Below are 26,215 nucleotides of genomic sequence, written 5' to 3'. Positions count from 1 at the left end.
CCGTACCGTGCGTTCCCAACCCGAAGGCTGTACTGACACGAGACGAACTCGACCTGCACCCAGTTCAATGTTCCACCCATGAGCTACCAGCGAAGACATTCGCTTCGATCTGGCGCCTGGAACACACAACGCTCACAAGGAACGCGGTGTCCAGATGCTCCTTAGAAAGGAGGTGATCCAGCCGCACCTTCCGGTACGGCTACCTTGTTACGACTTAGTCCTAATCACCGATCCCACCTTCGACGGCTCCCTCCCACAAGGGGTTAGGCCACCGGCTTCGGGTGTTACCGACTTTCATGACTTGACGGGCGGTGTGTACAAGGCCCGGGAACGTATTCACCGCAGCGTTGCTGATCTGCGATTACTAGCGACTCCGACTTCATGAGGTCGAGTTGCAGACCTCAATCCGAACTGAGACCGGCTTTTTGGGATTCGCTCCACCTTACGGTATCGCAGCCCTTTGTACCGGCCATTGTAGCATGCGTGAAGCCCAAGACATAAGGGGCATGATGATTTGACGTCATCCCCACCTTCCTCCGAGTTGACCCCGGCAGTCTCCTATGAGTTCCCACCATGACGTGCTGGCAACATAGAACGAGGGTTGCGCTCGTTGCGGGACTTAACCCAACATCTCACGACACGAGCTGACGACAACCATGCACCACCTGTATACCGACCTTGCGGGGCAACCATTTCTGGAAGTTTCCGGTATATGTCAAGCCTTGGTAAGGTTCTTCGCGTTGCATCGAATTAATCCGCATGCTCCGCCGCTTGTGCGGGCCCCCGTCAATTCCTTTGAGTTTTAGCCTTGCGGCCGTACTCCCCAGGCGGGGAACTTAATGCGTTAGCTGCGACACGGAGACCGTGGAAAGGTCCCCACATCTAGTTCCCAACGTTTACGGCGTGGACTACCAGGGTATCTAATCCTGTTCGCTCCCCACGCTTTCGCTCCTCAGCGTCAGTAACGGCCCAGAGAACTGCCTTCGCCATCGGTGTTCCTCCTGATATCTGCGCATTCCACCGCTACACCAGGAATTCCATTCTCCCCTACCGCACTCTAGTCTGCCCGTACCCACTGCAGGCCCGAGGTTGAGCCTCGGGTTTTCACAGCAGACGCGACAAACCGCCTACGAGCTCTTTACGCCCAATAATTCCGGACAACGCTTGCACCCTACGTATTACCGCGGCTGCTGGCACGTAGTTAGCCGGTGCTTTTTCTGCAGGTACCGTCAAACCGAAGTCCTTCTTCCCTACTAAAAGAGGTTTACAACCCGAAGGCCGTCATCCCCCACGCGGCGTTGCTGCATCAGGCTTTCGCCCATTGTGCAATATTCCCCACTGCTGCCTCCCGTAGGAGTCTGGGCCGTGTCTCAGTCCCAGTGTGGCCGGTCACCCTCTCAGGCCGGCTACCCGTCGTCGCCTTGGTGAGCCATTACCTCACCAACAAGCTGATAGGCCGCGAGTCCATCCTTGACCGAAAAACTTTCCACCCGCACCCGATGCCGGGGCAGGTCGTATCCGGTATTAGACGCCGTTTCCAGCGCTTATCCCAGAGTCAAGGGCAGGTTACTCACGTGTTACTCACCCGTTCGCCACTAATCCACCCAGCAAGCTGGGCTTCATCGTTCGACTTGCATGTGTTAAGCACGCCGCCAGCGTTCGTCCTGAGCCAGGATCAAACTCTCCGTAAAAAAATTTACGACAACCAACCCCGAAGAGAAGGAAGTCAAGTTTGACCTCTAGCAAATAAGACATCATTACTGACATCAATTTCCAAAGGAATCCCAACCAGACAAGACCCGGCCGGGGTATAAAATTGGCATTGAACATAGTGCACGCTGTTGAGTTCTCAAGAATCGGACACACCCCGCCTCCACACCACAGAAGGTGCTTCACAACGAGAGTGATCGAGTTCGCTGTTGTCACGCGAGGACCTGCAGTGCAGATCACCGGAGCTATCGAACCGCTTTCGCGGCGACCGTTCCGGCCGTTGGCAACTCGAATAACTTAGCACACCCGCGGGCCGTGTCAAGTCGACGGCGAAGAACTTTCGGGGTCCGCGTCCTCGAGGACCGCCCCGTCACTCCTCCGGCATCGAGAAGTCGGCGAAGTCGAACCCCGGCGAGACGAGGCAGCTGACGACCGCGTCCTCCTCCGACGGCAGCGTCCGCTGCCACACGTCCGCGGGGACGAGCGCCTGCACGACGTGCCCGTCGAAGGGCGAGCCCAGCACGACGGTCTCCCCGTCCACCGGCTCCTCCCCGCTCCCGCCGTATTGCAGGGCCACGCGTCCGGGACCGTTCCAGATCCACGTCTCGTCCGAGGACACCCGGTGCCAGGCCGAACTCTCCCCCGGCGGGAGCAGGAACACGATCAGCGTCGCCGCCGGTCGTTCGCGCACCGAGCCGTCGGGCGCCGTCAGCGTCAACCGCTCCGGCGAGGTCCAGGTGCGGCGGTACCAGCCGCCCTCCGGATGCGGCTCCAACCCCATCGACGCGGCGAGCGCCGGTCGGCGGAGGCTCTCGAGCACGCGTCCGTCCACGCTCAACCGGTCCACCAGCTCGCCCGTCAGCTCCGCGCCCATCGGACCTCCCCCGAGATGATCGTGGCGAGGGCCGTGCCCTCACCGGCTTCCACTATCGCGGCGACCAGGTCGTCCGCGGTCGCGGCGCTCACGTCGAGCACTGCCAGGTCGGCGAGGGCTCCGGGCACCAGCGCGCCGAACGAGTCGGCCGCTCCCATCGCGACGGCCCCGCCGAACGTCGCCGCATGCAGGAGCCGCGCATGCAGATCCCTTCCGGTGTAGCCCTGCTGCCGCGCGATGCGGTGCAGCTCGGCCACATCGCCGAGGAGGTCGAGCGAGGGAGTCGACGAGAGCGAGTCCGTGCCCACGGCGATCGCGTTGCCCTCGCGCAGGTAGTCGGCGACCGGCGCCTCGTCGAGCCCGATCACCGCGTTCGAGCGCGGGCACAGGGCGACAGAGGTGCCGGCGCGGCGCAGCGTCGCCCTGTCCTCGGCGTCCACGTAGATCCCGTGCGCGATGTGCACGTCGTCGCCGAGCGCTCCGATCGTCTCGGCGTAGGCGACGGGCCTCAGGGCGCTGCCGCCGTTGCGGAGCAGATGGAAGGCGTCGTAGCCCCAGCGGCGCCACTGCTCGGCCAGCGCGCCGCGGCCGTGCATGGTGTACTCCGCCTCCCACGCCGACTCGGCCAGGTGCAGGTGCCGACGCACGCCGAGCTCCTGCGACAGCCCGGTGAGATCGCTCAGCACCGGGGTGTCGAGCGAGTAGGGCGCGTGCGGCGAGAGGCCGATCCGCGTGACTCCGGACGTGCGCACCAGCTCTGCGGTGATCGACCGGCCGCTGCCGCGCCAGTCGTCCTCGAGGAGGCTCATCAGCTCCCAGTAGGCGATGCCGTGAACGCGGCCGGCCTCGAGCACGTCGAGCGCCTCGAGATCGGTGACGATGTCGGCGATGGCGGTGGTGCCGGTCGACACCGCGATCGCGAGCCCGTCGGCGGCCGAGGCGGCCCAGTCGTGCGGCTGCTCGTAGACCACCTGGAACGCGCGCGACCAGTCCTCGAAGCCCTCGTAGCGGCCGGCTCCGACGGCCGCCATGCAGGTGTACTGCAGGTGGGAGTGGGCGTTGACGAGTCCCGGAGTGATCGCGCCGTCCCACTCCCGCACCCGATCGGCCCCCTCGGCGAGGACCTCGTCGCGCGGACCGACCGCGAGGATCCGCTCGCCGCGCACCGCCACGGCACCGCCGCGGATCGGCTCGCCGGCCACCGGCACCACCCAGGGCGCCAGGTGGACCTCGACGCCCGTCACGGGATCCACGCCGACGGCATGAGCCCCGTGATGCTCGCGATCGAGGCGGCCGCGGCGAGCAGCACGGCGAGCGCCGTCACCGCCCAGTCGGCCGGCGCGTAGTGGATCTCTCGGAGCCACGTGCGCTTCGCGGTGCCGAAGCCCCGCAGATCCAGCGCGTCGACCGTGTCCTCCGCGTCCACGAACGAGGTGATGGTGACGGGGACCATGAGCGGAGCCACCTCGCGCAGCCGGCGCACCGGGTTGCGGGTCTCGGCCCGCTCGTAGCCGCGCAGGCGCTGGGCGGCGGCGGTCTCCTGCAGGTTCGCGGCGGCGCTGGGGAGGAACTTGAAGGTCAGGTCGATGCCGTACGCGAAGCGCGCCGGGACTCCCAGCCGGGCGAACGCGACCGCGAGGTCGCCGGGGCGGATCGCGAAGGCCAGCGGGAAGCCGACCGCGACCAGGGCGAGGAAGCGCAGCAGCATGTTCACCGCGTACGAGACGGCTCCCTCCGTGATCGGCAGCCCGATCAGCGGCACGGTGAACAGGGTCGCGCCCGTCTCGGGCTCGCCCGAGCTCGTCGCGCCGACGATCAGCCCGTTGATCCCCGCGAAGACCACGACGAACACGGCCACGACGGCCCAGTTCGAGCGGACCTCGCGGAACGGGATCCGCGCGCTGAGGTAGTAGGCGAACGCCACCGCGGCGAGCGCCACCATCCACCTCAGGTCCTTCACCTGCGTCGCGGTGATCACGAGCATCACCGGGACGACGATGAGCACGCGCGGATCCCGACGGCCGAGGAAGGAGTCGCCGCCGAGGTATCGAGGCGAGACCTCCACCGGTCAGCGTCCGGCGAGGTTCTGCAGCGGCTTCCAGACCCGGTCGAGCACGGGGACCAGGATCGCCGCGGTGATGCCGGTCGCGAGGATCGCGAGGAGGTAGGAGCCGAAGAACCAGTACTCGACGGTGACGCCCAGCAGCAGGTCGGTGACGGTGAAGAGCAGTCCCACGACGACCGCGGCGACCGCGATGGCGGCGGCCCAGACGACCTGGCGACCGGTGGAGCGCGGCTCCTTGGCGTAGTAGCCGATGAGGCCGGCGAGCAGGCCGACGAGCCCGTTCGCGATGCTCCAGTTCCAGTAGGTCAGGAATCCGTAGCCCATGATCTGATCGACGATCGCGTTGCCGACGGCGCCCGTGAAGAAGCCGGCGATCGGGCCGAAGCGCAGACCCACGAAGGGGATGATCGCGATGGCCGGGCGGATCGAGATCATCGTGCCGGGGAGCACGAAGCTGAGTGCGCCGAGCGCCCCGTAGAGGGCGGCGCCGACGGCGCCGAAGACGATCGTGCGGGACGAGACGGCCCAGGGGCCGGTCCGGGCGGGAGTCGCGGTGGTGGTCACGGGTGTGTCCTTTCGAGGGGGTGGGGAGGAGCGTCCAGGGAGTGAGGAGCGTCGAGGGAGAGGCGCAGGCGTCGGGCGAGGTCGAGGGGGCGCGGGAGCCGGCCTGCCACCGGTCCGTGCTCGCGGGCGGCGCGCACGAAGTCGGTCCCGCGCAGCACGGCGCGTCCGCCGGCGGCCTCGCCGGGCTCGTGCCACAGCTCGAGGTCGTGCACGATCTCGGCCGGGGTCGCGTCGGCGACGATCCCCCCGCCGTCGACGACCACGACGCGGTCGGCCCGCGCGAGCGCCATGTCGACGTCGTGGGTGATGAAGTAGACGCTGTCGATGCCCTCGATCGCCCAGACGGCGTCGAGGAAGTGGCGCGACGAGCGCTCGTCCTGGCCGGCGGTCGGCTCGTCGAGGATCAGCGTGCGCGGGCGGAGCGTGAGGGCCAGCGCCACGGCCAGCCGCCGCTGCTGCCCGAAGGACAGCGTGCGCGGCGGCCGCTCCAGGATGCCGGGCACGTCGTGCAGCGAGACGGCGCGCAGCGCGGCATCCGCGATCGCGGGGATCTCCTCCTCCGGCACCCCCAGGTTGCGCGGCCCGAACGCGAGCTCGGCGCCCACGTTCTCGCTGAACAGCGCCTGCCCGGGGTTCTGGAAAAGGTAGCCGCAGGTCGAGACCAGCTCGGCGGCGCTGAGCTCGTGCACCGGGCGCGCGTCGAGCAGCACCCGTCCGCGGGTCGGAGCGACGAGTCCGACGGCCGCGCGCATGAGGGTCGACTTGCCGGCACCATTGCGGCCGAGGATCGCGACGCGCTCCCCCGCCTCGAAGCGGCGCTCGACGGCCGAGACGATCGTGCGCGCGCCGTACCCGAGCTCCGCCCCCTCGAAGTGCAGGCGGGCCGCGGCTCCCGGAGCGATCGGAATCGACTCCGGCAGCGCCTCCTCCTCGCCCGATGCGCTCGCGAGCAGCGCCGAGAACGGCAGCTTCACCGACTCCGGTGACGCGACCTCGAGGAAGCCGTCGACGTCGCCCGAGTAGACGACCCGGCCCTCCTCCAGATAGACGACCCGGTCGGGCGCGAGGGCGAGCACCTCGTCGACCCGGTGCTCGACGATCACCGCCGCCCCGCCTTGGTCGACGTAGGAGCGGACGGCGGCGAGCAGCACGTCGGCCGCGTCCGGATCGAGATTGGCGAGCGGTTCGTCGATCACGATGACCTTCGGATCGAGCACGAGGATCCCGGCGAACGCGACGAGCTGGAGCTGACCGCCCGAGAGCTCGTGCGGCGGGGTCGAGAGCAGCGCCGTGAGTCCGAGCCGCTCGGCGACCCGGTGGGCGCGCTCGCGGATCTCGCGCGGCGGCGTGCCGCGGTTCTCGAGTCCGAACGCGATCTCGGCGAGCACGCTGTGGCCCACCACCTGCTTCGCCGGGTCCTGGAGCAGCGTGCCGACGACCTCGGAGAGGTCGCGGAGGGCGAGCGGGGCGGCGTCGCGGCCCTCGACCTCGATCCGACCGGTCACCTCGGCCCGGTACGAGCGCGGCACGAGGCCGTTCAGCACGCGCAGCAGAGTGCTCTTGCCGCAGCCCGAGGGGCCCGCGATCAGCACGACCTCCCCGCTCGAGACCGAGAAGGACGCGTCGACGAGAGCGGGCACGGTGGCGCTGCGGTAGGTGACTCCGACGCCCTCGAGACGGAGCAGCTCGCTCACGAGCGCGCTCCGTCGCGCTGGGGAGCGGCACGGCGGCCGGTCGAGGTCCAGCTGCCGAGGAAGTCCTGCTGGGCGCGGCTGGCGCGGTCGATCGCGACGCCGAGGGAGGCCAGCTTGGCGCGCGCCACCCGGTCGTCGACCTCGGGCGGGAGCAGGTGGACCGCCGGAGCGAGGCTGCCGGCCTCCCGTGCCAGCACGTCGATGGCCGCCGCCTGCACGCCGAAGGACAGGTCCATGATCTCGATCGGATTGCCCTCGCCCGCCGTGCAGTTGATGCAGCCGCCGTCGTCGAGCACCACGATCGAGCGCCCGGTGGGCAGCACGAAGCGCTCGAGTGCGTGGCCGATGGTCTCGCGGACCGCACCCGCGGCGACGGCCGCGTCGATCGCGATCTCCTGGGCCACTCCCCCCGACACCGCGACCGCGGCTCCCTCGGGCAGGGCGAGCAGGTGCTCGACGTCGATCGTGTGCGCGATGCCGGTCGCCGACACGAGCAGATCGGCCGTGCGCGCGGCGTCCTCCAGCGGAGCGACGTCGTAGCCCGCGAAGACGGCCTCCAGCGCCCGCACCGGATCGACCTCCGACACCGTCACGCGCGCGCCGAGTGCGCGGGCGTGCTGCGCCACTCCGCGGCCCACGTGACCGAAGCCGGCGACGACGACGTGCGCGCGGTCCAGCGGAGCGGCGAGCAGGTCGAGCATGGTGAGCAGCGTCGACTGCCCGGTGCCGTGCCGGTTGTCGAAGAGGGTCTTGCAGCGCGCGTCGTTCACGGCGAGGACCGGGATGCGCAGGGCGCCCTCGCGCTCCATGACCCGCAGCGGTCGGAGTCCGCTCGTGGTCTCCTCCGTGGCGCCGCGCAGGGTCTCGAGGACGGCGGGGCGCTCGGTGTGCGCGAGGCGGGTGACGGAGGAGCCGTCGTCGACGAGGATGTCGAGCCGGCGGTCGAGGAGGTCGAGCGCGAAGGCGTGGTCCTCGGCGGCGGTCGCGTCCGAGCGGGCGAACACGCTCACTCCCGCGTGCTCGAGGGCGGCCGCGGTGTCGTCGTGGGTGTTGGAGGCGCCGCACATCACGCTGACATCGGCACCGGCCGCCGCGAGCTCGAGGGCGAGGGTCGCGGTCTTGGGCTCGAGCACCAGGACGAGCCCGATGCGCAGCCCCGCGATCGAGCCGTTCTCGCGCAGCTGGCCGACGACGGTACCGGTCACCGGCATGAAGCGGGCTGCCCAGTCGATCTTGTCCTGGCCCTGGCGCCAGAGTGAGGCGTCGCGGATGCGGCCGCTCACGCGAGCACCTCGAGGGCGAGGGCCCGGTCGGCGCGGGCCGCCAGATCGGCTCCGTCCGCTCCCGGATCGGCCGCGCGCGCTTCGGAGAGCGCCGCCGAGAAGGCGGAGGAGAGCTGCTCGCGGGTCCGCCGGGTCGAGCCGTCGGCCGCCTCGCGCGCGACGAGCACGAAGGCCTCGCGGTCGGTGCCGAGGATCCTCGCGATGCCCGGCCGGCCGGAGGAGGAGTCGGTCTCCACGGAGACCGCGTTCGCGTCCTCCGCAGCGTCGACGACCAGCACGGGTCCGCCGCGGCCGAGCGCGCCGGCGTCGACCGGGCGGTCGAGCTCCCCCGTCGCGAAGGCGAGCACGACGTCGTCGAGGCGGGCGCCGTCGATGACCGCGACGGCCAGGCCGAGCTGCGCGAGCTCGACGAGGGCCACCGGGTCGTCCCCGACGACGAGGACGCGAGCGCCCATCGCCGCCGTGCGGGTCGCCAGCTCGCGGGCGAGCGGACCGGCGCCGAGGACGGCGAGGCGGGTGTGCGCGAGGGAGAGATTGCTCGCCGACGCCGCAGCCCGCAGCACGGCCTGCGCCCACGCGGCCCGGGTGATCGCCGTGACGACGCGGGAGTCGGAGACCTCGACCGGCTGCGGCTCGAGCCGGGCGAGCCGCTCGACCAGGAGCGCCCGCGCACGCTCTCGGCGCAACGGGGTGAGGGTGGCGGACATCGGCGCTCCAGGGGGTCGGGTGCTGCTGGCGCTCCGCGGGCGCACGGGGCTCTAAGCGGTTAGCGTGTGACCATAGTCGCGCTGTGTTTCGCAGCCGCGCTCGTTTATTACGGCGACGTGAAACATTCCGATCGGCCGGGCGCACGACGAAGCGCCGGGCCCTCTCGGGGCCCGGCGCTCGGTCGTCTAGCGGAGGATCAGCTCCCCGTCTGCTCGCGGCGGCGGCGTTCGCTGATCATCAGGGCCGCTCCACCGAGCAGTCCCGCGAGCGCCAGCATCGCCGTCAGGGCGAGCGAGACTCCGTCGGCGCCGGTCGAGGCGAGTCCGGTGCTGGGCCCGCGGGGCTTCACGACCGGAGCGGCCACTCCGCCCGACTGCGGGGGCTTCGGGTTCGCCATCGGCGGCACGGCCGTCGGGGTGCTGGTGGGCGTCGCAGTCGGCGTCACCGTGGGCGTCACCGTCGGAGTCACGGTGGGCGTCACGGTCGGAGTGACCGTGGGCGTCACAGTCGGCGTCACGGTCGGAGTGACCGTGGGCGTCACTGTCGGGGTGACCGTCGGAGTCACGGTAGGCGTGGCCGTCGGCGTCACGGTCGGCGTCACAGTCGGCGTCACCGTCGGAGTCACCGTGGGCGTGACCGTCGGAGTCACAGTCGGGGTGACCGTCGGCGTCACAGTCGGAGTCACAGTCGGCGTGACCGTGGGCGTCACAGTCGGAGTCACGGTCGGGGTGACCGTCGGAGTCACCGTGGGCGTCACAGTCGGGGTGACCGTCGGAGTCACGGTCGGAACGACAGTCGGCGTGACCGTCGGAGTCACAGTCGGCGTGACCGTCGGAGTCACAGTCGGAGCCACCGTGGGCGTGACCGTCGGAGTCACGGTCGGAACGACGGTCGGCGTCACAGTCGGCGTCACAGTCGGAATGACCGTCGGCGTCTCCGTCGGAGTCGGCGTCGTCGCGCATCCCGGAGTCGAGAAGACGTTGTCGTCCAGCGTCACCGCGGCGGTCTGCGCGAGCGCGCGCCCCTCGACGTCGGCACCGGTGGTCACGGTGACCGAGGCGAGCGCGAGGATCGACCCGGCGAAGTCGGAGTTCGTCCCGAGGGTCGCCGAGCTGCCGACCTGCCAGTACACGTTGCAGGCCTGCGCGCCGTTGATCAGCGCCACAGTGCTCTGCGATCCGGTGATCAGAGTGCTCGCCATCTGGAACACGAAGATCGAGCCGGGAACGCCCTCTGCATCGAGGGTCACCGTCCCGGTGATGCCGATCGGTCCCGCTCCGCGGTAGACCCCGGGCACGAAGGTCCGGCCGACGAGGTCGCCCTCGATGTCCTCGTCACGAGCCTGGGACGCGAGTTGGTCGTACGCGACGACCAGGTCGGACTTGGCCTGGAGCGCGTCCGCGTTCGCGACGTTCCGCTCGCCCTGGACGATGCCCGGCGGGAAGCCGGTGACAGCGGTGCCCGGGCTGAGGCCGAGCGAGTCCTGCAGGATCGTGTCTCCGGTGTTGGTCACGGTCGAACCGGCGAGCACGGAGTACTCCCCGGCGGTGCCGAGGTCGGGTGCGGTCGCGGCCTGGGCGGCGGTGCCCGCGAGGAGACCGACGGCGATCACGGCGAGACCGGCGGTGCCGGCGATGACGGCCCTTCCGCGGGACTGCCGGCGACGCCGCAGAGAGGATCGATCGGACGTGGGCGGCATGAAGGCCAGCGATCTGCCCACGTCAGCGTGGGCTCGGTACCCGCGATGGGTGCTCCGAACAGTACGGCTCGGCGGACCCGCGGAACCGAAGCCACCCTAATGGGGGGTCACGGTCGAGAGGGTGCCGCCTCACCCGGCCAGCTGCCCGCGCAGCACCAGCGAGGTCGGCAGGACGAGCCGCCGCGGCTCCCCGTCCAGGTCCGCGAGCCGGGCGAGTGCGAGTCCGACCGCCTCCGCCCCCATCCGCCGCGGGTCGTGCGCGACCACGCTGATGCCCAGCTCCTGGGCGACCTCCGAGTCGTCGAAGCCGATCAGCGCCACGTCCCGCCCTGCGATGGCGCGGTGCACGCCGAGCGTCGCGCGGTTGTTGCCCGCGAAGACGGCGTCCGGAGGCGTCTCGCCGGCGAGGAGGTCGCGCGCGGCCGCCTCCGCCTCCTCGGCGCTGACGCCGTCCTCGCGCACCGGGCCGGAACCGTCCAGCGCGTCCTCGAAGCCCGCGAGCCGCTGCCCGTGCGTGTAGAGCGTGCGCGGACTGCCCACGAACGCGATCCGTCGATGACCGGCGGCGAGCAGGGCGGTGACCGCGGCGCGCGCCCCGCCCCGGTCGTCCAGCAGCACGCTGTCGGACTCGGCGCCGACGAGGGGACGGTCGAGCGCGACCACCGGGGTGCCGAGGCGCCGCTCGCCGTCGAGGTAGCCGTGATCCTGGGCGCTCGGCACGAGCAGCAGCGCGCGCACCCTCCGCTCGAGCATGCCTGCGACCGCGGGCCGCTCCCCCTCCGGCACGTCCCCGGACGCGGCGACCAGCACCGTCAGCCCGCGAGCGGAGGCGGCGTCGATCGCTCCTGCCGCGAGCGCGCCCGAGAACGGGTTCGTGATCTCGCCCACGAGGAGCCCGATCGTCGAGCTCACCCCGCCGGTCCGCAGCTCGCGCGCCAGCGCGTTCGGCCGGAACCGCAGCGCCGCCGCCGCCTGCTCCACCCGCGTGCGGGTCGCCTCCGCCACCTTCGCCGAGCCGCCGAGCGCCCGGGACGCGGTGCGGATGCTCACCCCCGCCGCCAGCGCGACATCGGCGATCGTGGCGCGGCCTCGGCGAGCGTCGCGGGGGTCGGTGCTCACCCTGCGAGTGTACGGAGGCGGCACCCGGCCGGGTCGCGACGGTCCCGCCGCACGACCCGCTGCAGAGCCCTCCTCCGGACTCCTCCTCGACGGCCGTCGCGCCCGAGCACCGCTCCGAGCCGACGTCGTGCGCGCTCGCGGGCTCGATCCGGGTGCCCGGGAGCCGTGACCTAGGCTGACCGGATGTCCCCCCGGCCCCGGCGACCGACCCTCGCCGACGTGGCGCGCGCGGCCGGCACGTCGAGCACGGTCGTCAGCTACGTCGTGAACGACGGACCGCGCCCGGTATCGGCGGAACTCCGCCAGCGCGTGGAGGAGGCCATCGCCGAGCTCGGCTACCGCCGCAACTCCCTGGCGGAGGCGCTCAGCGTCGGCCGCTCGAGTCTGGTCGGCCTGCTGGTCCCCGACTCCTCCAACGCCTTCTTCGGCGAGCTGGTGCGGCACATCGAGCACGAGGCCCGCCGACGATCGCTGCTGACGCTGCTGGGCAACACCGAGTACGACCCCGAGGTCGAGCGCGGCTACGAGCGCACCTTCGCCGACCTGCGCACCGCGGGCATCCTGCTCGTCACGATCGATCCGGCGAGCGCCGCCGACACCGCTCCGCGCGTCTTCCTGCACTCCTCGCCGCCCACGGGCGACGAGCCGAGCGTGGTGTTCGACGACGAGCAGGGCACCCGCTCGGCCGTCGAGCACCTCCTCGCCCACGGCTACGACGACGTGCACTGCGTGACCGGACCCGACGACTTCGGTCCGTCGGGCCTGCGTGCGCGCTCGTGGGCCGACGCGGTCGCGGAGGCCGGAGCCGGCGGTCGCCTGCACCGCGTCCCGATGGACCGCGTCTCCTCCGAGCAGGCGCTGCGCACCGTGCTGCGCGAGGAGCGGCCCCGCGCCGTGTTCGCGACGACCGACGAGCACGCACTCGCCCTCCTCCGCGCCGCGTCGCAGGAGGGGATCCGCGTTCCGTCCGACCTCGCCGTGGTCGGCTTCGACGGCATCCGCGAGGCGCTGCTCGGAGGCGTGCGCGTCACCACCGTGGCGGTCCCCGTCCCCGAGATGGCCCGCATCGCCTTCGAGCTCCTCGGCGAGACATACAGCGACGCACCGGTCCGCCACGTCCGCCTGCCGACGACCCTGGTCCTCGGCGAGACCTGCGGGTGCCCGACCGCGCCTGCGCCGGTCGACTAGGCCCGCCCTTTCCGCTGGTCGAGCAGCCCCGCCGTTCCTGCCGCTCGAGCAGTCCCGCCGTTCCTGCTGGTCGAGTAGCGCCGCAGGCGCGTATCGAGACCCCGACCCCGGGAACGCGGATCTCGATACGGCCGCGCTCGCTCTACTCGATCAGCAGGGAGGCGCCGCCGCCGCTGTCAGCACAGGAGGGTGCGCTCAGCCCAGCTCCCCCAGCCGCCCGATCACGCTCTCGCCCAGCCGCGCCACGTATCCCTCCGGGTCCGGGCCCTGCGGTGCCAGCTCCACCAGCGTGATCCCGATCGCCGCGTACTCCTCCATCGCCCGCACGAAGCCGTCGGGGTCGCCGATCGGATCCCCGCCGCCGATGATCGTCTTCGTGATCGCGTCGTAGTCGCGCCCGAGCTCGTCGCAGTGCCGCCGCAGCACGTCCAGCTTGTGCGCGACCGCCTCGGCGCCCGTCGCGAACAGGTTGCACGCGTCGCCGTACTGCGCCACGAGCCGCAGCGTCTTCTTCTCGCCACCACCGCCGATCAGGATCGGAGGACCCGACTCCCGGATCGGCTCCGGGTGGTTCAGCGTCTCGGCCAGCCGGTAGTGCTCGCCCTCGAACGGCCCGTCGTCGTCGCTCCACATCTGCCGGCAGATCCGCAGCGTCTCCTCGAGGCGCTCGAACCGCTCCTTGAGCGGCGGGTACGGCACGCCGAGCCCGAGGTGCTCGCGCTCGTACCAGGCGGCACCGATGCCGAGCATCGCGCGACCGCCCGAGAGCACGTCGAGCGTCGTCACGATCTTGGCGAGCAGCCCCGGGTGCCGATAGGTCACCCCGGTCACGAGCAGTCCGAGGCGGAGCCGCTCCGTCCGCCCCGCGAGGAACCCGAGCGAGGTGTACCCCTCGAGCATCGGATCCTCGCTGGTCGCGAACTGCTCCATCTGGAAGTAGTGGTCCATCAGCGTGAACCACTCGCAGCCCACGTCCTCGGCCGTCCGCGCCGTCGCTCCCAGGATCGGGGCGATGCCCGCACTCCCGCCCGGCAGCGTGAAGTCCATGAAGTGGATGCCTACCTGCATATGACGATCTCCTGTCGTTCGCGAGGCGACGTCCGGGTCCGCGTCGAGTCCACGGAGCACCCGGGTGCCGAAGTCCTCCGAGCCTGGCACCCGCACCGCCGCGGAGGTTCTGCTTGACAGCATCCACGGCTGCGCGGCGTGCAGCACTCAGGAGGAGCCGGTCACCGCTCCAGCACCGCCCGACCGGCGATCACCGCTGAATGGTCGATGTCACGCACCCACGCGGTACCGGCGACCGCCGAACCCGACCACGTCGCCGACCGCCAGCTGGCGCCCGCGACGACGGTCGACCTCGCCGTTGACCGTCACGAGACCGTCCGCGACGATCTCCTTCACCTCTCCGCCCGAGTCGATGATCCCGGCGAACTTCAGGAACTGCCCCAGGCGGATGGACTCGCCGTCGAGGGGCACGTCGTCGATCGGAGCGGGCACGGGCCCTACACCGCCGGGATGTCGGCGAAGCGCGAGAAGTGGCCGTGGAAGCCGACGGTGACCGTGCGGGTCGGGCCGTTGCGGTGCTTCGCGACGATCAGGTCGGCCTCGCCGGCGCGGGGATTGTCCTTCTCGTACGCGCTCTCGCGGTGCAGGAGGATCACCATGTCGGCGTCCTGCTCGATCGAGCCGGACTCGCGGAGGTCGGAGATCGCGGGGAGCTTGTCGGCGCGCTGCTCCGGACCACGGTTCAGCTGCGACAGCGCGATGACCGGCACCTGGAGCTCCTTCGCGAGGAGCTTGAGCGCACGGGAGAACTCCGAGACCTCCTGCTGGCGGCTCTCGACCTTCTTGCCGGAGGTCATCAGCTGCAGGTAGTCGATGACGACCATCTTGAGGCCGATGCGCTGCTTGAGCCGGCGGCACTTCGCCCGGATCTCGACGAGCGTGAGGTTCGGCGAGTCGTCGATGTAGAGCGGAGCGTCGTTGATGCGGCCGCGGGTCGACGCGATGGTCGTCCAGTCGCGCTGGTCGACGGTGCCCTTGCGCATGTGCTGCAGCGGCACGGAGGCCTCGGCCGAGAGCAGGCGCATCGCGATCTCGCTGCGCCCCATCTCGAGCGAGAAGAAGATCGTGGGCATCTGGTGCTTGATCGCGGCGGCGCGCGCGAAGTCGAGGGCGAGCGTCGACTTTCCGAGCGCGGGTCGCGCCGCGACGATGATCATCTGGCCCGGGTGGAACCCGTTGGTCAGGTCGTCGAGGTCGGCGAAGCCGGTCGGCACGCCGGTGAACGCGCCGTCCTTGTGCGCGGCCGCCTCGATCTCGTCGATGGCGACGGTGACGGCGTCGGTCAGCGGCACGTAGTCCTCGGCCGCCTCGGATCCGGTGACGTTGTAGATCTCGGCCTGAGCGGTGTTGACGAGATCGAGCACCTCGCCCTCGCCCTGGTAGCCCATCTGCACGATGCGCGTGCCGGCCTCGACGAGGCGGCGCAGCAGTGCGCGCTCGGCGACGATCGACGCGTAGTAGCCGGCGTTCGCGGCCGTGGGCACCATCGCGGTGAGCGAGTGCAGGTAGTCGGCACCGCCGGCGCGCTGCAGCTCTCCCTGCTTGGTGAGCTCGTCGGTGACCGCGATGACGTCGGTCGGCTCGCCGTGCGAGTAGAGCTGCAGGATCGCGTCGAACACGATCTCGTGCTTGGGGATGTAGAAGTCGGTGGCTTTGACGCTCTCGACGACGTCGGCGACGGCGTCCTTCGAGAGCAGCATTCCTCCGAGCGCCGACTGCTCGGCGAGCAGATCGTGCGGAGGGGTGCGCTCGTGACGCGGGGAGTCGCCGCGGCCCTCGCCGCGACCCTCGCTCCGTCCGTCCGAGCCGGGAACCGCCAGGTGCGCGATCGTCATGCCTTCGCCTCCTGTCGTCGGGTGCCTCGCGGGAACGCGCGGATCGTCGGCCGAGCCGTGATCGCGTGCGTCGGATCCGGTCTACCAGCGACCTCCGACAGGGTCGGCGCCGATGCTCCGGACGCCTCGTCCCGCTCCCCTCGCGGGGCGCTGCGCCACACTACGTACCGCTCGCCGCCACGGTCAAACCGCCCTGTGGAGGAGAGTGTGGACAACTGTGGTGAAACGCCGGACCACGTGTGGGGAACATGTGGAGAACCCTGTGGAATCAGGAGCCGCAGCAATCTTTTTTCGGCCCGCTGACCAGGCGTTATGCGCACTCCACAGGTGTGTGTGGAAAAGAGTCTCCAGACCACGTTGAAGGTTGTCCCCGCGATTGGGTGTATGTGGATGGAGCTGTGGAGAACGGGACGACGAAGGGCGGTGCAGCAGGACCCGGGGATCCCGCCGCACCGCCCTTCGAGGCGTGTCTCGCGGCCTTACTTGGCCGCGACCACCTGGAGCTTCACGGTGGCCTGGATGTCGTCGCGCAGACGCACCACGGCCTCGTGCTCGCCGACCGTCTTGATCGCGTTCGCGATGACGATCTTGCGCTTGTCGAGGTCGCCGAAGCCGGCGGCCGCCACAGCGGTGGCGATGTCGCTCGTCTTGACCGAGCCGAACAGGCGGCCGTCGCGGCCCGCCTTGACGGTGAGCTTCACCCGGTTGGCCTCGAGGACCTGCTTGGTGTGCTGCGCCTCTTCGATCGTCTTGTGCTCGCGCGCGGCGCGGGCCGACTTGATCTGCTCGACCTGCTTCTCGCCTCCACGGGTCCACGCGACGCCGAAGCCCTGCGGGATGAGGAAGTTGCGGGCGTAGCCGTTCTTGACGTCGACGACGTCACCGGCGGAGCCGAGACCGTCGACCTCGTGGGTCAGGATGACCTTGGACATACCGTTACCTACCTTCCGCTGCCGGCGTAGGGCAGGAGCGCCATCTCGCGGGCGTTCTTGACGGCACGGGCGATGAGGCGCTGCTCCTGGACGGAGACGCCGGTGATACGACGGGCGCGGATCTTCCCGCGCTCCGAGATGAACTTGCGGAGGGTCGCGACATCCTTGTAGTCGATGACACCCACGCGGACCGACTTCGCGGGGGCCGCGTTCTTCGCGCCCTTGCCGCGGATCGGCTTGCGGCGGTCGCCGCTGCTCTTTCCAGCCATAGTGGTTTCCTTAGATTCTGGTTCGCCCCCCTCCGCCGCCGCTCGTGCGGCGTGCGGAGGGAGCGTGATTCAGGTGAGGTCGCGTCCGAGCCCGAGGCTCAGAACGGAGTCTCGTCGTTGTAGCTGCCCGGCGTGCTCCAGACGTCGCCACCGGCCGGCGCGCTCGGCGCCCACGGCTCCTCGGCCTGGCCACCGCGGTTGCCTCCCGCGTTGCCGCCGGAGCCCCCCTGGTTGCCGCCGAAGCCGCCCTGTCCGCCCTGGCTCGCGCCCTGACCGCCGCCGACCTGCCCGCGTCCGCCGCCCGCGCCCCCACCGGAGGCACGCGTGACCTGTGCGGTCGCGTAGCGGAGCGAGGGACCGATCTCGTCGATCTCGAGCTCGATGCTGGTGCGCTTCTCGCCTTCCTTCGTCTCGTACGAGCGCTGCTTCAGGCGGCCGGTCGCGATGACGCGGCTCCCCTTGGTCAGCGATCCCGCGACGTGCTCGGCGAACTCGCGCCAGACGGAGGCCCGGAGGAACAGCGCTTCGCCGTCCTTCCAGTCGTTCGCCTGACGGTCGAAGGTGCGCGGAGTGGAGGCGATGGTGAAGTTCGCGACCGCGAGCCCGTTCTGCGTGTAGCGCAGCTCGGGGTCGGAGGTGAGGTTCCCCACCACGGTGATGATCGTCTCGCCGGCCATGAGCGCTACGCCTTGGGAGCGGCCGAGGCCTTGGCAGCCTTGCGGGCGGCCTTCTCGTCGGCGAGCTTCGCAGCGGCGGCGACCTGGGCGATGCCCTCTTCAGCCCGCAGCACCTTGGTGCGCATGACGGCCTCGGACAGCTTCAGCTGACGGTCGAGCTCGTTCGCGGCGGCAGAGGTCGACGTGAAGTCGACGACGGCGTAGATGCCCTCGGACTTCTTGTTGATCTCGTACGCCAGACGACGACGGCCCCAGACGTCCACCTTGTCGATGGATCCACCATCGGTGCGGATGACGTTGAGGAACTTGTCGAGACTCGGAGCGACGGTGCGCTCATCGATCTCGGGGTCCAGGATGACCATGATTTCGTACTGATGCGTCACTAACCCACCTCCTTCGGACTGAACGGCCACGGTATTTCCGTGACAGGAGGGTATGTAGCATCTGCCCACTCCCGCGGACGCGAGTGCGTCTGGTCGTGGACAACCTGGACACCCTACCATCGCGGCCGTTCCCGCGGTCAGGAGATCTGCGCCCGATCCGGCGGCCCGAGCGGGCGCCTCGACCCGGCGGCTCAGCGGTGCGGCTCAGCGCGCCGCCCACCACTCCTTCAGCCGCTGCGTCGCGACCTCCTCGCCCAGCGGGCCCTCCTCGAGCCGCAGCTCGAGCAGGAAGCGGTACGCCGCTCCGACCTCCGGCCCCGGCGGCACGTCGAGGATCCGCATGATCGCGGTGCCGTCGAGGTCGGGCCGCTTGGACGCGAGCTCCTCCTTCTCGGCGAGCTCGGCGATGCGCGTCTCGAGGTCGTCGTACGCGTGCGCCAGCCGGTCGGCCTTGCGCTTGTTGCGCGTGGTCACGTCGGCCCGCGTGAGGATGTGCAGCCGCTCGAGCAGAGGCCCCGCGTCCGTCACGTAGCGGCGCACGGCGGAGTCGGTCCAGGCTCCGTCGGTGTAGCCGAAGAACCGCAGGTGCAGCTCGATCAGCCGCGCCACCTCGGTCGTCGACTGCTTGTCGAACTTCAGCGCGCGCATCCGCTTGATCGCGAGCTTGGACCCGACGAGGTCGTGGTGGTGGAAGCTGACGGCGCCGCCGGCCTCGAGGCGGCGCGTCGCGGGCTTGCCGATGTCGTGCAGCAGCGCGGCGAGGCGCAGCACGACGTCCGGCGCCGCTCCGGGGTTCCGCGACTCCTCGAGCGAGATCGCCTGCTCCAGCACGGTGAGGCTGTGCACGTAGACGTCCTTGTGATGGTGGTGCTCGTCCTGCTCCAGACGCAGAGCGGGCAGCTCCGGGAGGACGTAACCGGCCAGACCGGTGTCGACGAGGAGCTCCAGGCCCGCCCGCGGGGACGCGGTGGACAGCAGCTTCCGCAGCTCCTCCTGCACCCGCTCGGCCGAGACGTCCCGGATGCGCGGCGCGAGCTCGGCCATCGCCCACTCGACCTCCTCGGTGGTGCGGAAGCCGAGCTGCGACGTGAATCGAGCGCCCCGCAGCATGCGGAGCGGATCGTCGCCGAACGACACGTCGGCGTCGGCGGGCGTGCGCAGGCGGCCGGCCAGCAGGTCCTCCACGCCCCCGGAGGGATCCACGAGGACGACCTCGGGGATCCGGAGCGCCATCGCATTCACCGTGAAGTCGCGCCGCACCAGATCGCCCTCGAGGGTGTCGCCGAACTCGACTTCGGGCTTGCGGCTGACTCCGTCGTAGCTGTCGCTGCGGTAGGTCGTGATCTCGACCGTCTCGCCCGAGATCCGCGCGCCGATGGTGCCGAAGGCCCGGCCGATGTCCCAGTGCGCCTCGGCGATCGGAGCGACGATGCGCACGATGTCGTCGGGGCGTGCCGACGTGGTGAAGTCGAGGTCGTGCACTCCGTGCCCCAGGAACGCGTCGCGGACGGGACCGCCCACCAGTGCGAGCTCGTGCCCCTGGGCGGCGAACGCCTCGGCCAGTCGCGCCACGGTCGGCGTCGCCGCCAGAGCACGGAGGGTCTCGAGGGCGGCCTGGACGCTGTGCATTCGCACGAGTGTAGTCGCGGCGCACGGCCGGAGAAGGGGCCGGGAGGGCTGCTAACCGCACAGACCGGTTACGGCCCTGACCGCGCCAGCCGCCGTCCCGCGCGGGCCTGCACGTAGAATCAGCCGCATGGAGGCCGAGTGAGTTCGATGCATCGGCGCGGCCTCACTCCCTCCGACCGCCCGGCGGTCCCGCAGCTGCTCCGCGCCGTCGGCGCGGCGGCTCTCGCCGTCGCGCTCCTGGGCGTCGCGCCGCCGGCTCTCGCGACCACTCCGACGCCCGGCACCACCGCCTCGCCCCTCGCCGAGGAGCCGGCCGCCGGAACCGTCACCGCCACGGTCGGCGCCGCGGACAACGGCGTCCTCCTCCTGGGCCAGGATCTGCAGCTGTCGGTCTCGGTGCGCAACGGCACGACCGAGACGATCGACGGCGCCCGCATCGAGGTCACGATCGACTCCGACACCCTCGACTCGCGAGCCGAGCTCGCGGACTGGCTCGGGGGAGAGGACGACGACGCGGGCTCGCCCGTCGGCGACGGCGCCGACGTCCGCCTGCTGCCGTCGAGCTCCGCGCAGGTCCCGCTGACGGTGCCCGCGGCGGGCATCCCCTTCTCCTCCGATCCGAGCGCCCGGGGCACCCACGCGGTCGCCGTCACCGTGACCGGTCCGGGCGGCACCGTCGCCACGGCGCGCACCGCGGTCGAGCTGACCGACGGCGTGCCGTCCGGGGAGGAGACCGGAGTCGACGTCCTCGTCCCCCTCACCGTGCCCGGCAGCAGCGACGGCCTCATCCCCGCCGACGCGCTGCAGGACTACACGCAGTCCACCGGAACCCTCTCGCGCCAGCTCGACTCGGTCATCGGGCGCGGAGTCGCGATAGGGGTCGACCCGCGGATCCTCGCGTCGATCCGGATCCTCGGCGGAGCGGCGCCCGAGTCGGCCGTCTCGTGGCTCGACCGTCTGCAGGCCGCACCCAACGAGGTGTTCCCCCTGGCCTACGGCGATGCGGATGTCTCGGCCCAGGCCCAGTCCGGTCTGTCCACGCTCCTCACGCCCACGTCGTTCGAGTACGGGATCGACGCCGCCCTCTTCGCCGAGCCCGCGACGACACCCGCTCCGGGAGAGACTGCCGAGCCGACGCCGACCGAGGCGCCCGCCGATGAGGAGCTCGAGCCGCGTCCCACTGCGGAGTCGCTCCTGGACTTCCGCTGGTCGCCGACCGTCGGCAGCCTCGCCTGGCCCGACGATCTGACCGTCCGCGCCGAGGTCCTCGGCGTCTATGCCACGAGCGGCATGAACCGCACGGTGGTCTCGTCCGCGAACCTCGAGCTCCCCTCCGCGACGGGGACCGCCACGCGCGCGGTCGTCGACGGTCACGACGTCGTCGTCAGCGACAGCAGCCTCTCGACCGCCCTCGACGGAGCGGCGACGGCGACGACCGACGCGGAGTGGCGCGCGCACATGACGGCGCTCACCGCCGATCTCGCCCAGGTCCAGCGCGAGGGGGAGGTGCCGCGCGTCGTCCTCGCGCTCGAGCGAGGAGCGGCGGTCGACGGTGTCCGGCTCGCGCAGACGCTCGACGCCCTCGACAGGCTCCCCTGGGCCGAGGGCACCTCCCTCGGCGCCGCCCTCACGACACCCGCGACCGACGACGTGGTCCTCAGAGACGCACCGGAGTCGGAGGAGCGCCTCGAGCGGGTCTCCGACCTCCTCACCGCCGCCTCCCGCGTCGAGGCCTTCTCGGCGGTGCTCACCGACCCGCAGCTGCTGAGCGGGAAGCGCCGCAACGACCTGCTCACCCTGCTCGCCGTCGTCTGGCGCGAGGACGAGGCCGGCTGGGACGAGGCCGTCACCGGGAGCGTCGACATGGCCGACACGACGCTCGGCTCGGTCTCGATCGAGGCGACCAGCACCCTCCTCCAGGTCTCCCGCGACTCCAGCATCCCCGTGTACGTCCGCAACGACCTCCCGTGGCCCGTCTCGGTCGAGATCAGCGCCTCCACGTCGAACGCCGTGCTCGACATCGACGAGAGCTCGGTCGAGCCCTCCGCCATCGACGGCCGCTCCCAGGGCCGGGTGCTCATCCCCGTGAAGGCGCGGGTCGGCAGCGGCGAGACGACGCTCCGGATGCAGCTCACCGCCCTCGACGGCACGCCGATCGGCTCCCCGGCGAGTGTCGGGACGAGCGTGAGGGCCGACTGGGAGACCGTCGGGACGCTCGTCCTCGGTCTCGTCCTCGTCGTGGTCTTCGGCGCCGGCATCCTCCGCAACATCCGCCGCCGCCGCCGTGGTGGCGCAGCCCCGGAGGAGGACGACGAGGACCCCAACGCCCCCCTCGCCGTTCAACCCGGCCTCGACGAACGAACGGACCCGCGTGGCTAGCTTCTCCCTCGGACGCGCGAGCGCCGTCCTCGCCTCCGGCACGATGGTCTCGCGCATCCTCGGCTTCGTCATGTCGCTGGTCTTCACCCAGACCATCGGGCTCACGGGTCAGGGATCGGATGCGTTCACCGTCGCCAACGGGCTGCCCAACACGATCTACGCGATCCTCGCGGGCGGTGCGCTGAACGCCGTCCTGGTGCCGCAGATCGTGCGAGCGGGCCTGCAGGCCGACGGCGGGCGCAAGTACATCGACAAGCTCCTGACGCTCGCGCTCCTCGTGCTCGTCGCCGCGGCCGCCGTCGCCACGCTCGCCGCTCCGCTCCTCGTCCAGCTCGCCGCGGGGCAGTTCGGACCGGAGCAGACCCGGCTCGCGGTGACCTTCGCCTACTGGTGCCTCCCGCAGGTCTTCTTCTACGGGCTGTACACGATCCTGGGCGAGGTCCTGAACGCCCGCGGGTCCTTCGGTCCGTTCACCTGGACCCCCGTCGTCAACAACGTGGTGACCATCGCGGGCCTGATCGCCTTCCAGCAGCTGTTCGGATCGGACACCGAGGGCGATCTCCTCGCCACCGACTGGACTCCGGCGATGATCACGCTGCTCGCGGGCTCCGCGACCCTCGGAGTCGCGCTGCAGGCGATCCTGCTCGTCTTCTTCTGGAAACGGGTCGGGCTGCGCTACCGCCCCGACTTCCGCTTCCGCGGAGTCGGGCTCAGCCGCGCGGGACGCATCGCCGGCTGGACCTTCGCGACCCTCCTGCTGACCGTCGTCGTCGGATTCCTCGAGAACAACGTGGTCAGCGGCGCCTCCGGCGAGAACGCCTCCGCCACCGCCCTGCAGAAGGCCTGGCTGGTCTTCATGCTGCCGCACTCGATCGTGGCCGTGTCGATCGCGACGGCGTACTTCACCAAGATGAGCGGGCACGCCTCGCGCGGCGAGATGACCGACTTCCGCCGCGACGTCTCGACGTCGATCCGCGTGGTCGGCCTCCTGCTCTTCTTCTGCGCCGCCGCGCTCGTGGTCTGCGCCACCTCGTTCGCCAGGATGTTCTCCTCGGATCCCGGCGACACCTTCCAGATGGCTCAGATCATCACGGCGCACGTGGTCGTCCTCCCCCTCTTCTCCACGCTCGCGATCGTCCAGCGCGCGTTCTACGCCCTGAACGACGGTCGGACGCCGTTCGTCTACACGCTCGTGCAGGCCGTCGTGATCACCATCGGCTGCCTCCTCGCCTTCGGGCTCCCGCCGGAGTTCACGACGATCTTCGTCGCGGCCTCGATCTCGGTCGGAGTCGCCGTGCAGTCGCTGCTCGCCTGCGTCCTCCTCCGCCGCAAGCTCGGCGGCTGGGGCGGCACCCGGATCGTCTTCCGCTTCGCCCAGTTCGCCCTCGCGACGCTCCCGGCGATCGGTGCGGGAGTGCTCGTCATGTTCGTCCTCGCGCAGAACGACGGCTACCCGACGAGCGGAGTGCCGGAGGCGCTCCTGTCGATGATCCTCACCGGCGTCGCGATGGCGGTCGTCTACTTCGGGATCCTCTGGATCGCCCGCAACCCGGAGCTGCGCCTGATGGCCGCGCCGGTCCTCCGCCGCCTCGGCCGCTAGACGCACCAGAGGGGGTCGCGCGGCCTCCGCCGGGCAGGTGCACCGCGACGCGCCGCGTGCAAGGGTGGAGGCGTCCGGCAGAGCCGCTCCTCCTCATTCGCCGACCCGGAAGGCGCGATGCGCTCCACCTTCGTCCTCGTCCGACTGCTCGTCGCCGTCGCGATCCTCGCGGCGACCGTCGTGAGCTTCCTCGACTCGTACTCCTTCTGGGTCGAGGCCCGGTTCCGCGATCGCACGACCCTCGTCGTGAACTTCTTCAGCTACATCACGGTCGAGACCTGTCTGGCGGCGGCCGTCGTGCTCCTGATCGGAGCGGTCCTCCTCGCCCGGGGTCGGCTCCCGGACCCGCGATGGTTCTCGTGGCTGCGGGCGGGCGTGGTCGCGTGCATGGTGGTCATCGGAGTGGTCTACAACCTCCTCCTGCGCGGCACGGCGGTCACCGGAGCCGGCGCGCCGCAGGAGTGGACAAACGAGGTGATGCACGTCGTCGCCCCGCTCGCGCTCGTGCTCGACTGGCTGTTCGCGCCCGGCCGCCGTCGGCTGTCCTGGGGAGTGATCCCGGGGGTGCTCGCGGTCCCCGTCGCCTGGTTCGCTTACACGATGCTGCGGGCGCCGCTCGTCTACGACCAGATGAAGCACGAGCAGGTCTGGTACCCCTACCCGTTCCTCGACCCCCGCCTGGCGGATCCGCCGATCCTCCCCGGAGGAGGTGTCGCGGTGGTGTTCTACGTCGTCGCCCTGTCATCTCTCTTCGCGGCCTCGGCGTGGTTCACCGTGTGGATCTCGCGTCGGCCGAGTCGTCGGCGGGGGATCGAGGCGGGGACGGCCGAGGAAGACCCGGTCAGAGGCCGGATCGGCGGATCCGCGAAGACGGGGAACCCGGGACCCTGACCGGCGGCCGAGTGCCCGCCCGGGGGTGGAATAGCCCCCGCCTAGGATGTGTTGTAGCCCGTGGAGCAGGGAACGACCGAGCGACCGGATCCGGGCTCCGCAGGCGAGACGAACACAGTGCAGCGCGCAGGCGGTGCACGACGAACAACCAGCAAGACGACGGCGCAGCACCTCGGGCGCCGTCCCCGATCAGCCCCCGCTCAGCACAGACCTCAGGAGTTGCCGTGCAGGACATCGTCATCATCGGATCCGGCCCCGCCGGCTGGACCGCCGCCATCTACGCGGCCCGTGCCGACCTGAAGCCGATCGTGGTCGCCTCCTCGGTCGAGATCGGGGGCGACCTCATGAACACCACGGAGGTCGAGAACTTCCCCGGCTTCCCCCAGGGCGTCCTCGGACCGGAGCTCATGGCTGCCATGCAGTCTCAGGCCGAGCGCTTCGGAGCGACGACGTTCTACGACGACGTCGCCGGTCTCGACCTCGAGGGAGAGACGAAGACCGTCCACCTCGGGTCCGGCGAGAGCATCCAGGCGAAGACCGTCGTCGTGGCCACGGGCTCCGCGTACCGCAAGCTGGGCCTCCACGACGAGGAACGCCTGTCGGGACACGGTGTCTCATGGTGCGCGACCTGCGACGGCTTCTTCTTCAAGGGCAAGACGATCGCTGTCGTCGGCGGCGGCGACTCCGCGATGGAGGAGGCGACCTTCCTCACCAAGTTCGCCGAGAAGGTCTACGTCATCCACCGCAAGGACACCCTCCGTGCGTCGAAGGTCATGCAGAAGCGCGCCCACGACAACGAGAAGATCGAGTTCGTCTGGAACTCCGAGGTGACCGGCATCGCCGGTGAGAGTCACGTCAACGGCGTGAAGCTCCGCAACACGGTCGACGGGACCGAGTCCCGGCTCGACATCGACGGCCTCTTCATCGCGATCGGCAACGACCCGCGGACGCACATCGTCCACGGCAAGCTCGATCTGACGACGGACGGCACCATCTCGGTCGTCGGCCGCTCCTCGCAGACCTCCGTTCCCGGCGTCTTCGCCGCGGGCGACGTCATCGACCCGACGTATCGTCAGGCCGTCACCGCCGCCGCCTCCGGAACGGTCGCCGCCCTCGACGCGGAGCACTACCTCGCCGCGCTCGCCGACGGCACCGCCCACACCGAGGGCACCCCCCAGGTCGACGCATCGGTCGAGGCCGAACTCGTCACCCGCTGACCCACCCCATCACCACGAGTGGAACCGGCTCGTCCGGCTCACGAAGGAGAATCCCTATGTCCACCGCGAAGAGCGTCACCGACGCCTCGTTCCAGTCCGACGTCCTCGACTCGGAGAAGACCGTCCTCGTCGACTTCTGGGCCGAGTGGTGCGGCCCCTGCCGCATGGTCTCGCCGATCCTCGACCAGATCTCCGCCGAGCACGGCGACAAGATCGAGATCGTCAAGCTGAACGTCGACGAGAACCCGCAGACCGCGGCCAAGTACCAGATCACGTCGATCCCCGCGATGAAGGTCTACCAGAAGGGTGAGGTCGTCAAGACCGTCATCGGCGCCAAGCCGAAGCCGGCTCTCGAGGCGGACCTCGCCGCCTTCCTCTGATCCTCACCGATCGGATCTACGAAGCCCTCGTCTCCTCCTGGAGACGGGGGC

General features: G+C 70.4%; 23 protein-coding genes and 1 rRNA gene. 6 read left to right on the top strand and 18 right to left on the bottom strand.

The genetic code is table 11. From position 1 onward, the window contains the following. Nucleotides 1-165 precede the first annotated feature (165 nt). The 10 genes from NB037_RS02905 to NB037_RS02860 form a co-directional block, all read right to left on the bottom strand. Nucleotides 166-1,691 (bottom strand): 16S ribosomal RNA (locus tag NB037_RS02905). A 389-nt stretch (nt 1,692-2,080) separates the two neighbouring features. Further along, nucleotides 2,081-2,584: a cupin domain-containing protein gene (locus tag NB037_RS02900; protein ID WP_251943481.1), complete on the bottom strand. Its 504-nt coding sequence runs from the start codon at nt 2,582-2,584 to the stop codon at nt 2,081-2,083. After that, nucleotides 2,569-3,837 carry an amidohydrolase family protein gene (locus tag NB037_RS02895; protein WP_251943479.1) on the bottom strand — a complete coding sequence of 423 codons (1,269 nt, stop codon included), beginning with the start codon at nt 3,835-3,837 and terminating at the stop codon, nt 2,569-2,571. The genes NB037_RS02900 and NB037_RS02895 overlap by 16 nt, the downstream gene beginning before the upstream one ends. Next, nucleotides 3,825-4,589, bottom strand: coding sequence for an energy-coupling factor transporter transmembrane component T family protein (locus tag NB037_RS02890; RefSeq protein ID WP_251943477.1), 765 nt, complete (start codon nt 4,587-4,589; stop codon nt 3,825-3,827). The genes NB037_RS02895 and NB037_RS02890 overlap by 13 nt, the downstream gene beginning before the upstream one ends. A gap of 63 nt (nt 4,590-4,652) precedes the next feature. Continuing rightward, nucleotides 4,653-5,213: an ECF transporter S component gene (locus tag NB037_RS02885; RefSeq protein ID WP_207403339.1), complete on the bottom strand. Its 561-nt coding sequence runs from the start codon at nt 5,211-5,213 to the stop codon at nt 4,653-4,655. Next, nucleotides 5,210-6,907, bottom strand: a complete 1,698-nt coding sequence (locus NB037_RS02880) for an ABC transporter ATP-binding protein (protein WP_251943475.1) — start codon at nt 6,905-6,907, stop codon at nt 5,210-5,212. The genes NB037_RS02885 and NB037_RS02880 overlap by 4 nt, the downstream gene beginning before the upstream one ends. Next, a complete protein-coding gene (locus NB037_RS02875) occupies nt 6,904-8,190 on the bottom strand; it encodes an adenosylhomocysteinase (protein WP_251943473.1) in 1,287 nt (428 codons plus the stop codon). The genes NB037_RS02880 and NB037_RS02875 overlap by 4 nt, the downstream gene beginning before the upstream one ends. After that, nucleotides 8,187-8,897, bottom strand: coding sequence for a hypothetical protein (locus NB037_RS02870; protein ID WP_251943471.1), 711 nt, complete (start codon nt 8,895-8,897; stop codon nt 8,187-8,189). The genes NB037_RS02875 and NB037_RS02870 overlap by 4 nt, the downstream gene beginning before the upstream one ends. Nucleotides 8,898-9,094: 197 nt before the next feature. Then, nucleotides 9,095-10,618 (bottom strand): ice-binding family protein, encoded by a 1,524-nt coding sequence (locus NB037_RS02865; RefSeq protein ID WP_251943469.1) that lies wholly within the window; start codon nt 10,616-10,618, stop codon nt 9,095-9,097. A gap of 108 nt (nt 10,619-10,726) precedes the next feature. After that, entirely contained in the window at nt 10,727-11,716 is a 990-nt protein-coding gene (locus tag NB037_RS02860; protein ID WP_251943467.1) for a LacI family DNA-binding transcriptional regulator, read from the bottom strand. A gap of 183 nt (nt 11,717-11,899) precedes the next feature. Here NB037_RS02860 and NB037_RS02855 point away from each other — a divergent pair, with 183 nt between their 5' ends. Continuing rightward, nucleotides 11,900-12,904, top strand: a complete 1,005-nt coding sequence (locus tag NB037_RS02855; protein WP_251943465.1) for a LacI family DNA-binding transcriptional regulator — start codon at nt 11,900-11,902, stop codon at nt 12,902-12,904. A 195-nt stretch (nt 12,905-13,099) separates the two neighbouring features. Here NB037_RS02855 and NB037_RS02850 read toward each other — a convergent pair whose 3' ends face one another. The 8 genes from NB037_RS02850 to NB037_RS02815 form a co-directional block, all read right to left on the bottom strand. Continuing rightward, nucleotides 13,100-13,972 (bottom strand): LLM class F420-dependent oxidoreductase, encoded by an 873-nt coding sequence (locus tag NB037_RS02850; RefSeq protein WP_251943463.1) that lies wholly within the window; start codon nt 13,970-13,972, stop codon nt 13,100-13,102. A 210-nt stretch (nt 13,973-14,182) separates the two neighbouring features. Then, the gene (locus NB037_RS02845) at nt 14,183-14,404 is read right to left on the bottom strand and encodes an RNA-binding S4 domain-containing protein (RefSeq protein WP_251943462.1); all 222 of its coding nucleotides are present in this window, start codon (nt 14,402-14,404) and stop codon (nt 14,183-14,185) included. 5 nt (nt 14,405-14,409) lie between these two features. Beyond that, nucleotides 14,410-15,807 (bottom strand): replicative DNA helicase, encoded by a 1,398-nt coding sequence (gene dnaB / locus NB037_RS02840; RefSeq protein WP_251943460.1) that lies wholly within the window; start codon nt 15,805-15,807, stop codon nt 14,410-14,412. Between the two features lie 479 nt (nt 15,808-16,286). Beyond that, the gene (gene rplI / locus NB037_RS02835; protein ID WP_207403329.1) at nt 16,287-16,739 is read right to left on the bottom strand and encodes a 50S ribosomal protein L9; all 453 of its coding nucleotides are present in this window, start codon (nt 16,737-16,739) and stop codon (nt 16,287-16,289) included. Nucleotides 16,740-16,747: 8 nt separating this feature from the next. Further along, nucleotides 16,748-17,008 (bottom strand): 30S ribosomal protein S18, encoded by a 261-nt coding sequence (gene rpsR / locus NB037_RS02830; protein WP_055784551.1) that lies wholly within the window; start codon nt 17,006-17,008, stop codon nt 16,748-16,750. A gap of 98 nt (nt 17,009-17,106) precedes the next feature. Next, nucleotides 17,107-17,685: a single-stranded DNA-binding protein gene (locus tag NB037_RS02825; protein ID WP_207403328.1), complete on the bottom strand. Its 579-nt coding sequence runs from the start codon at nt 17,683-17,685 to the stop codon at nt 17,107-17,109. Nucleotides 17,686-17,690: 5 nt separating this feature from the next. Then, entirely contained in the window at nt 17,691-18,068 is a 378-nt protein-coding gene (rpsF, locus tag NB037_RS02820) for a 30S ribosomal protein S6 (protein WP_068207796.1), read from the bottom strand. A gap of 204 nt (nt 18,069-18,272) precedes the next feature. After that, on the bottom strand, nt 18,273-19,697 hold the full coding sequence (locus NB037_RS02815; protein WP_251943458.1) for a CCA tRNA nucleotidyltransferase: 1,425 nt from the start codon (nt 19,695-19,697) through the stop codon (nt 18,273-18,275). A gap of 147 nt (nt 19,698-19,844) precedes the next feature. On the opposite strand from NB037_RS02815, the gene NB037_RS02810 reads away from it, so the two are divergent. The 5 genes from NB037_RS02810 to trxA all read left to right on the top strand — a co-directional run bounded on the left by NB037_RS02810 (nt 19,845) and on the right by trxA (nt 26,164). After that, nucleotides 19,845-22,076, top strand: coding sequence for a DUF6049 family protein (locus NB037_RS02810; protein WP_251943493.1), 2,232 nt, complete (start codon nt 19,845-19,847; stop codon nt 22,074-22,076). Further along, nucleotides 22,069-23,676 carry a murein biosynthesis integral membrane protein MurJ gene (gene murJ / locus NB037_RS02805; protein ID WP_251943456.1) on the top strand — a complete coding sequence of 536 codons (1,608 nt, stop codon included), beginning with the start codon at nt 22,069-22,071 and terminating at the stop codon, nt 23,674-23,676. The genes NB037_RS02810 and murJ overlap by 8 nt, the downstream gene beginning before the upstream one ends. Before the next feature lie 117 nt (nt 23,677-23,793). Continuing rightward, nucleotides 23,794-24,567 (top strand): Pr6Pr family membrane protein, encoded by a 774-nt coding sequence (locus tag NB037_RS02800; RefSeq protein WP_251943454.1) that lies wholly within the window; start codon nt 23,794-23,796, stop codon nt 24,565-24,567. Between the two features lie 224 nt (nt 24,568-24,791). Beyond that, on the top strand, nt 24,792-25,784 hold the full coding sequence (gene trxB / locus NB037_RS02795) for a thioredoxin-disulfide reductase (RefSeq protein WP_251943452.1): 993 nt from the start codon (nt 24,792-24,794) through the stop codon (nt 25,782-25,784). A 56-nt stretch (nt 25,785-25,840) separates the two neighbouring features. Continuing rightward, a complete protein-coding gene (gene trxA / locus NB037_RS02790; protein WP_055784535.1) occupies nt 25,841-26,164 on the top strand; it encodes a thioredoxin in 324 nt (107 codons plus the stop codon). The last annotated feature ends 51 nt before the right edge of the window (nt 26,165-26,215 follow it).

The sequence above is a fragment of the Rathayibacter rubneri genome (assembly GCF_023743255.1).
GTDB classification, from domain to species: domain Bacteria; phylum Actinomycetota; class Actinomycetes; order Actinomycetales; family Microbacteriaceae; genus Rathayibacter; species Rathayibacter rubneri.
Note: the sequence above shows the minus strand (reverse complement) of the source record. Positions and strands in the feature narration are given on the sequence as shown.

Excerpts from the sequence above, each read along its gene's own strand:
- trxA (WP_055784535.1), top strand. The coding sequence starts at position 25,841 with ATGTCCACCGCGAAGAGCGTCACCGACGCCTCGTTCCAGTCCGACGTC.
- NB037_RS02800 (WP_251943454.1), top strand. The coding sequence starts at position 23,794 with ATGCGCTCCACCTTCGTCCTCGTCCGACTGCTCGTCGCCGTCGCGATC.
- NB037_RS02855 (WP_251943465.1), top strand. The coding sequence starts at position 11,900 with ATGTCCCCCCGGCCCCGGCGACCGACCCTCGCCGACGTGGCGCGCGCG.
- rplI (WP_207403329.1), bottom strand. The coding sequence starts at position 16,739 with ATGTCCAAGGTCATCCTGACCCACGAGGTCGACGGTCTCGGCTCCGCC.
- rpsR (WP_055784551.1), bottom strand. The coding sequence starts at position 17,008 with ATGGCTGGAAAGAGCAGCGGCGACCGCCGCAAGCCGATCCGCGGCAAG.
- NB037_RS02850 (WP_251943463.1), bottom strand. The coding sequence starts at position 13,972 with ATGCAGGTAGGCATCCACTTCATGGACTTCACGCTGCCGGGCGGGAGT.
- NB037_RS02870 (WP_251943471.1), bottom strand. The coding sequence starts at position 8,897 with ATGTCCGCCACCCTCACCCCGTTGCGCCGAGAGCGTGCGCGGGCGCTC.
- NB037_RS02810 (WP_251943493.1), top strand. The coding sequence starts at position 19,845 with ATGCATCGGCGCGGCCTCACTCCCTCCGACCGCCCGGCGGTCCCGCAG.
- NB037_RS02900 (WP_251943481.1), bottom strand. The coding sequence starts at position 2,584 with ATGGGCGCGGAGCTGACGGGCGAGCTGGTGGACCGGTTGAGCGTGGAC.
- dnaB (WP_251943460.1), bottom strand. The coding sequence starts at position 15,807 with ATGACGATCGCGCACCTGGCGGTTCCCGGCTCGGACGGACGGAGCGAG.
- NB037_RS02825 (WP_207403328.1), bottom strand. The coding sequence starts at position 17,685 with ATGGCCGGCGAGACGATCATCACCGTGGTGGGGAACCTCACCTCCGAC.
- NB037_RS02815 (WP_251943458.1), bottom strand. The coding sequence starts at position 19,697 with ATGCACAGCGTCCAGGCCGCCCTCGAGACCCTCCGTGCTCTGGCGGCG.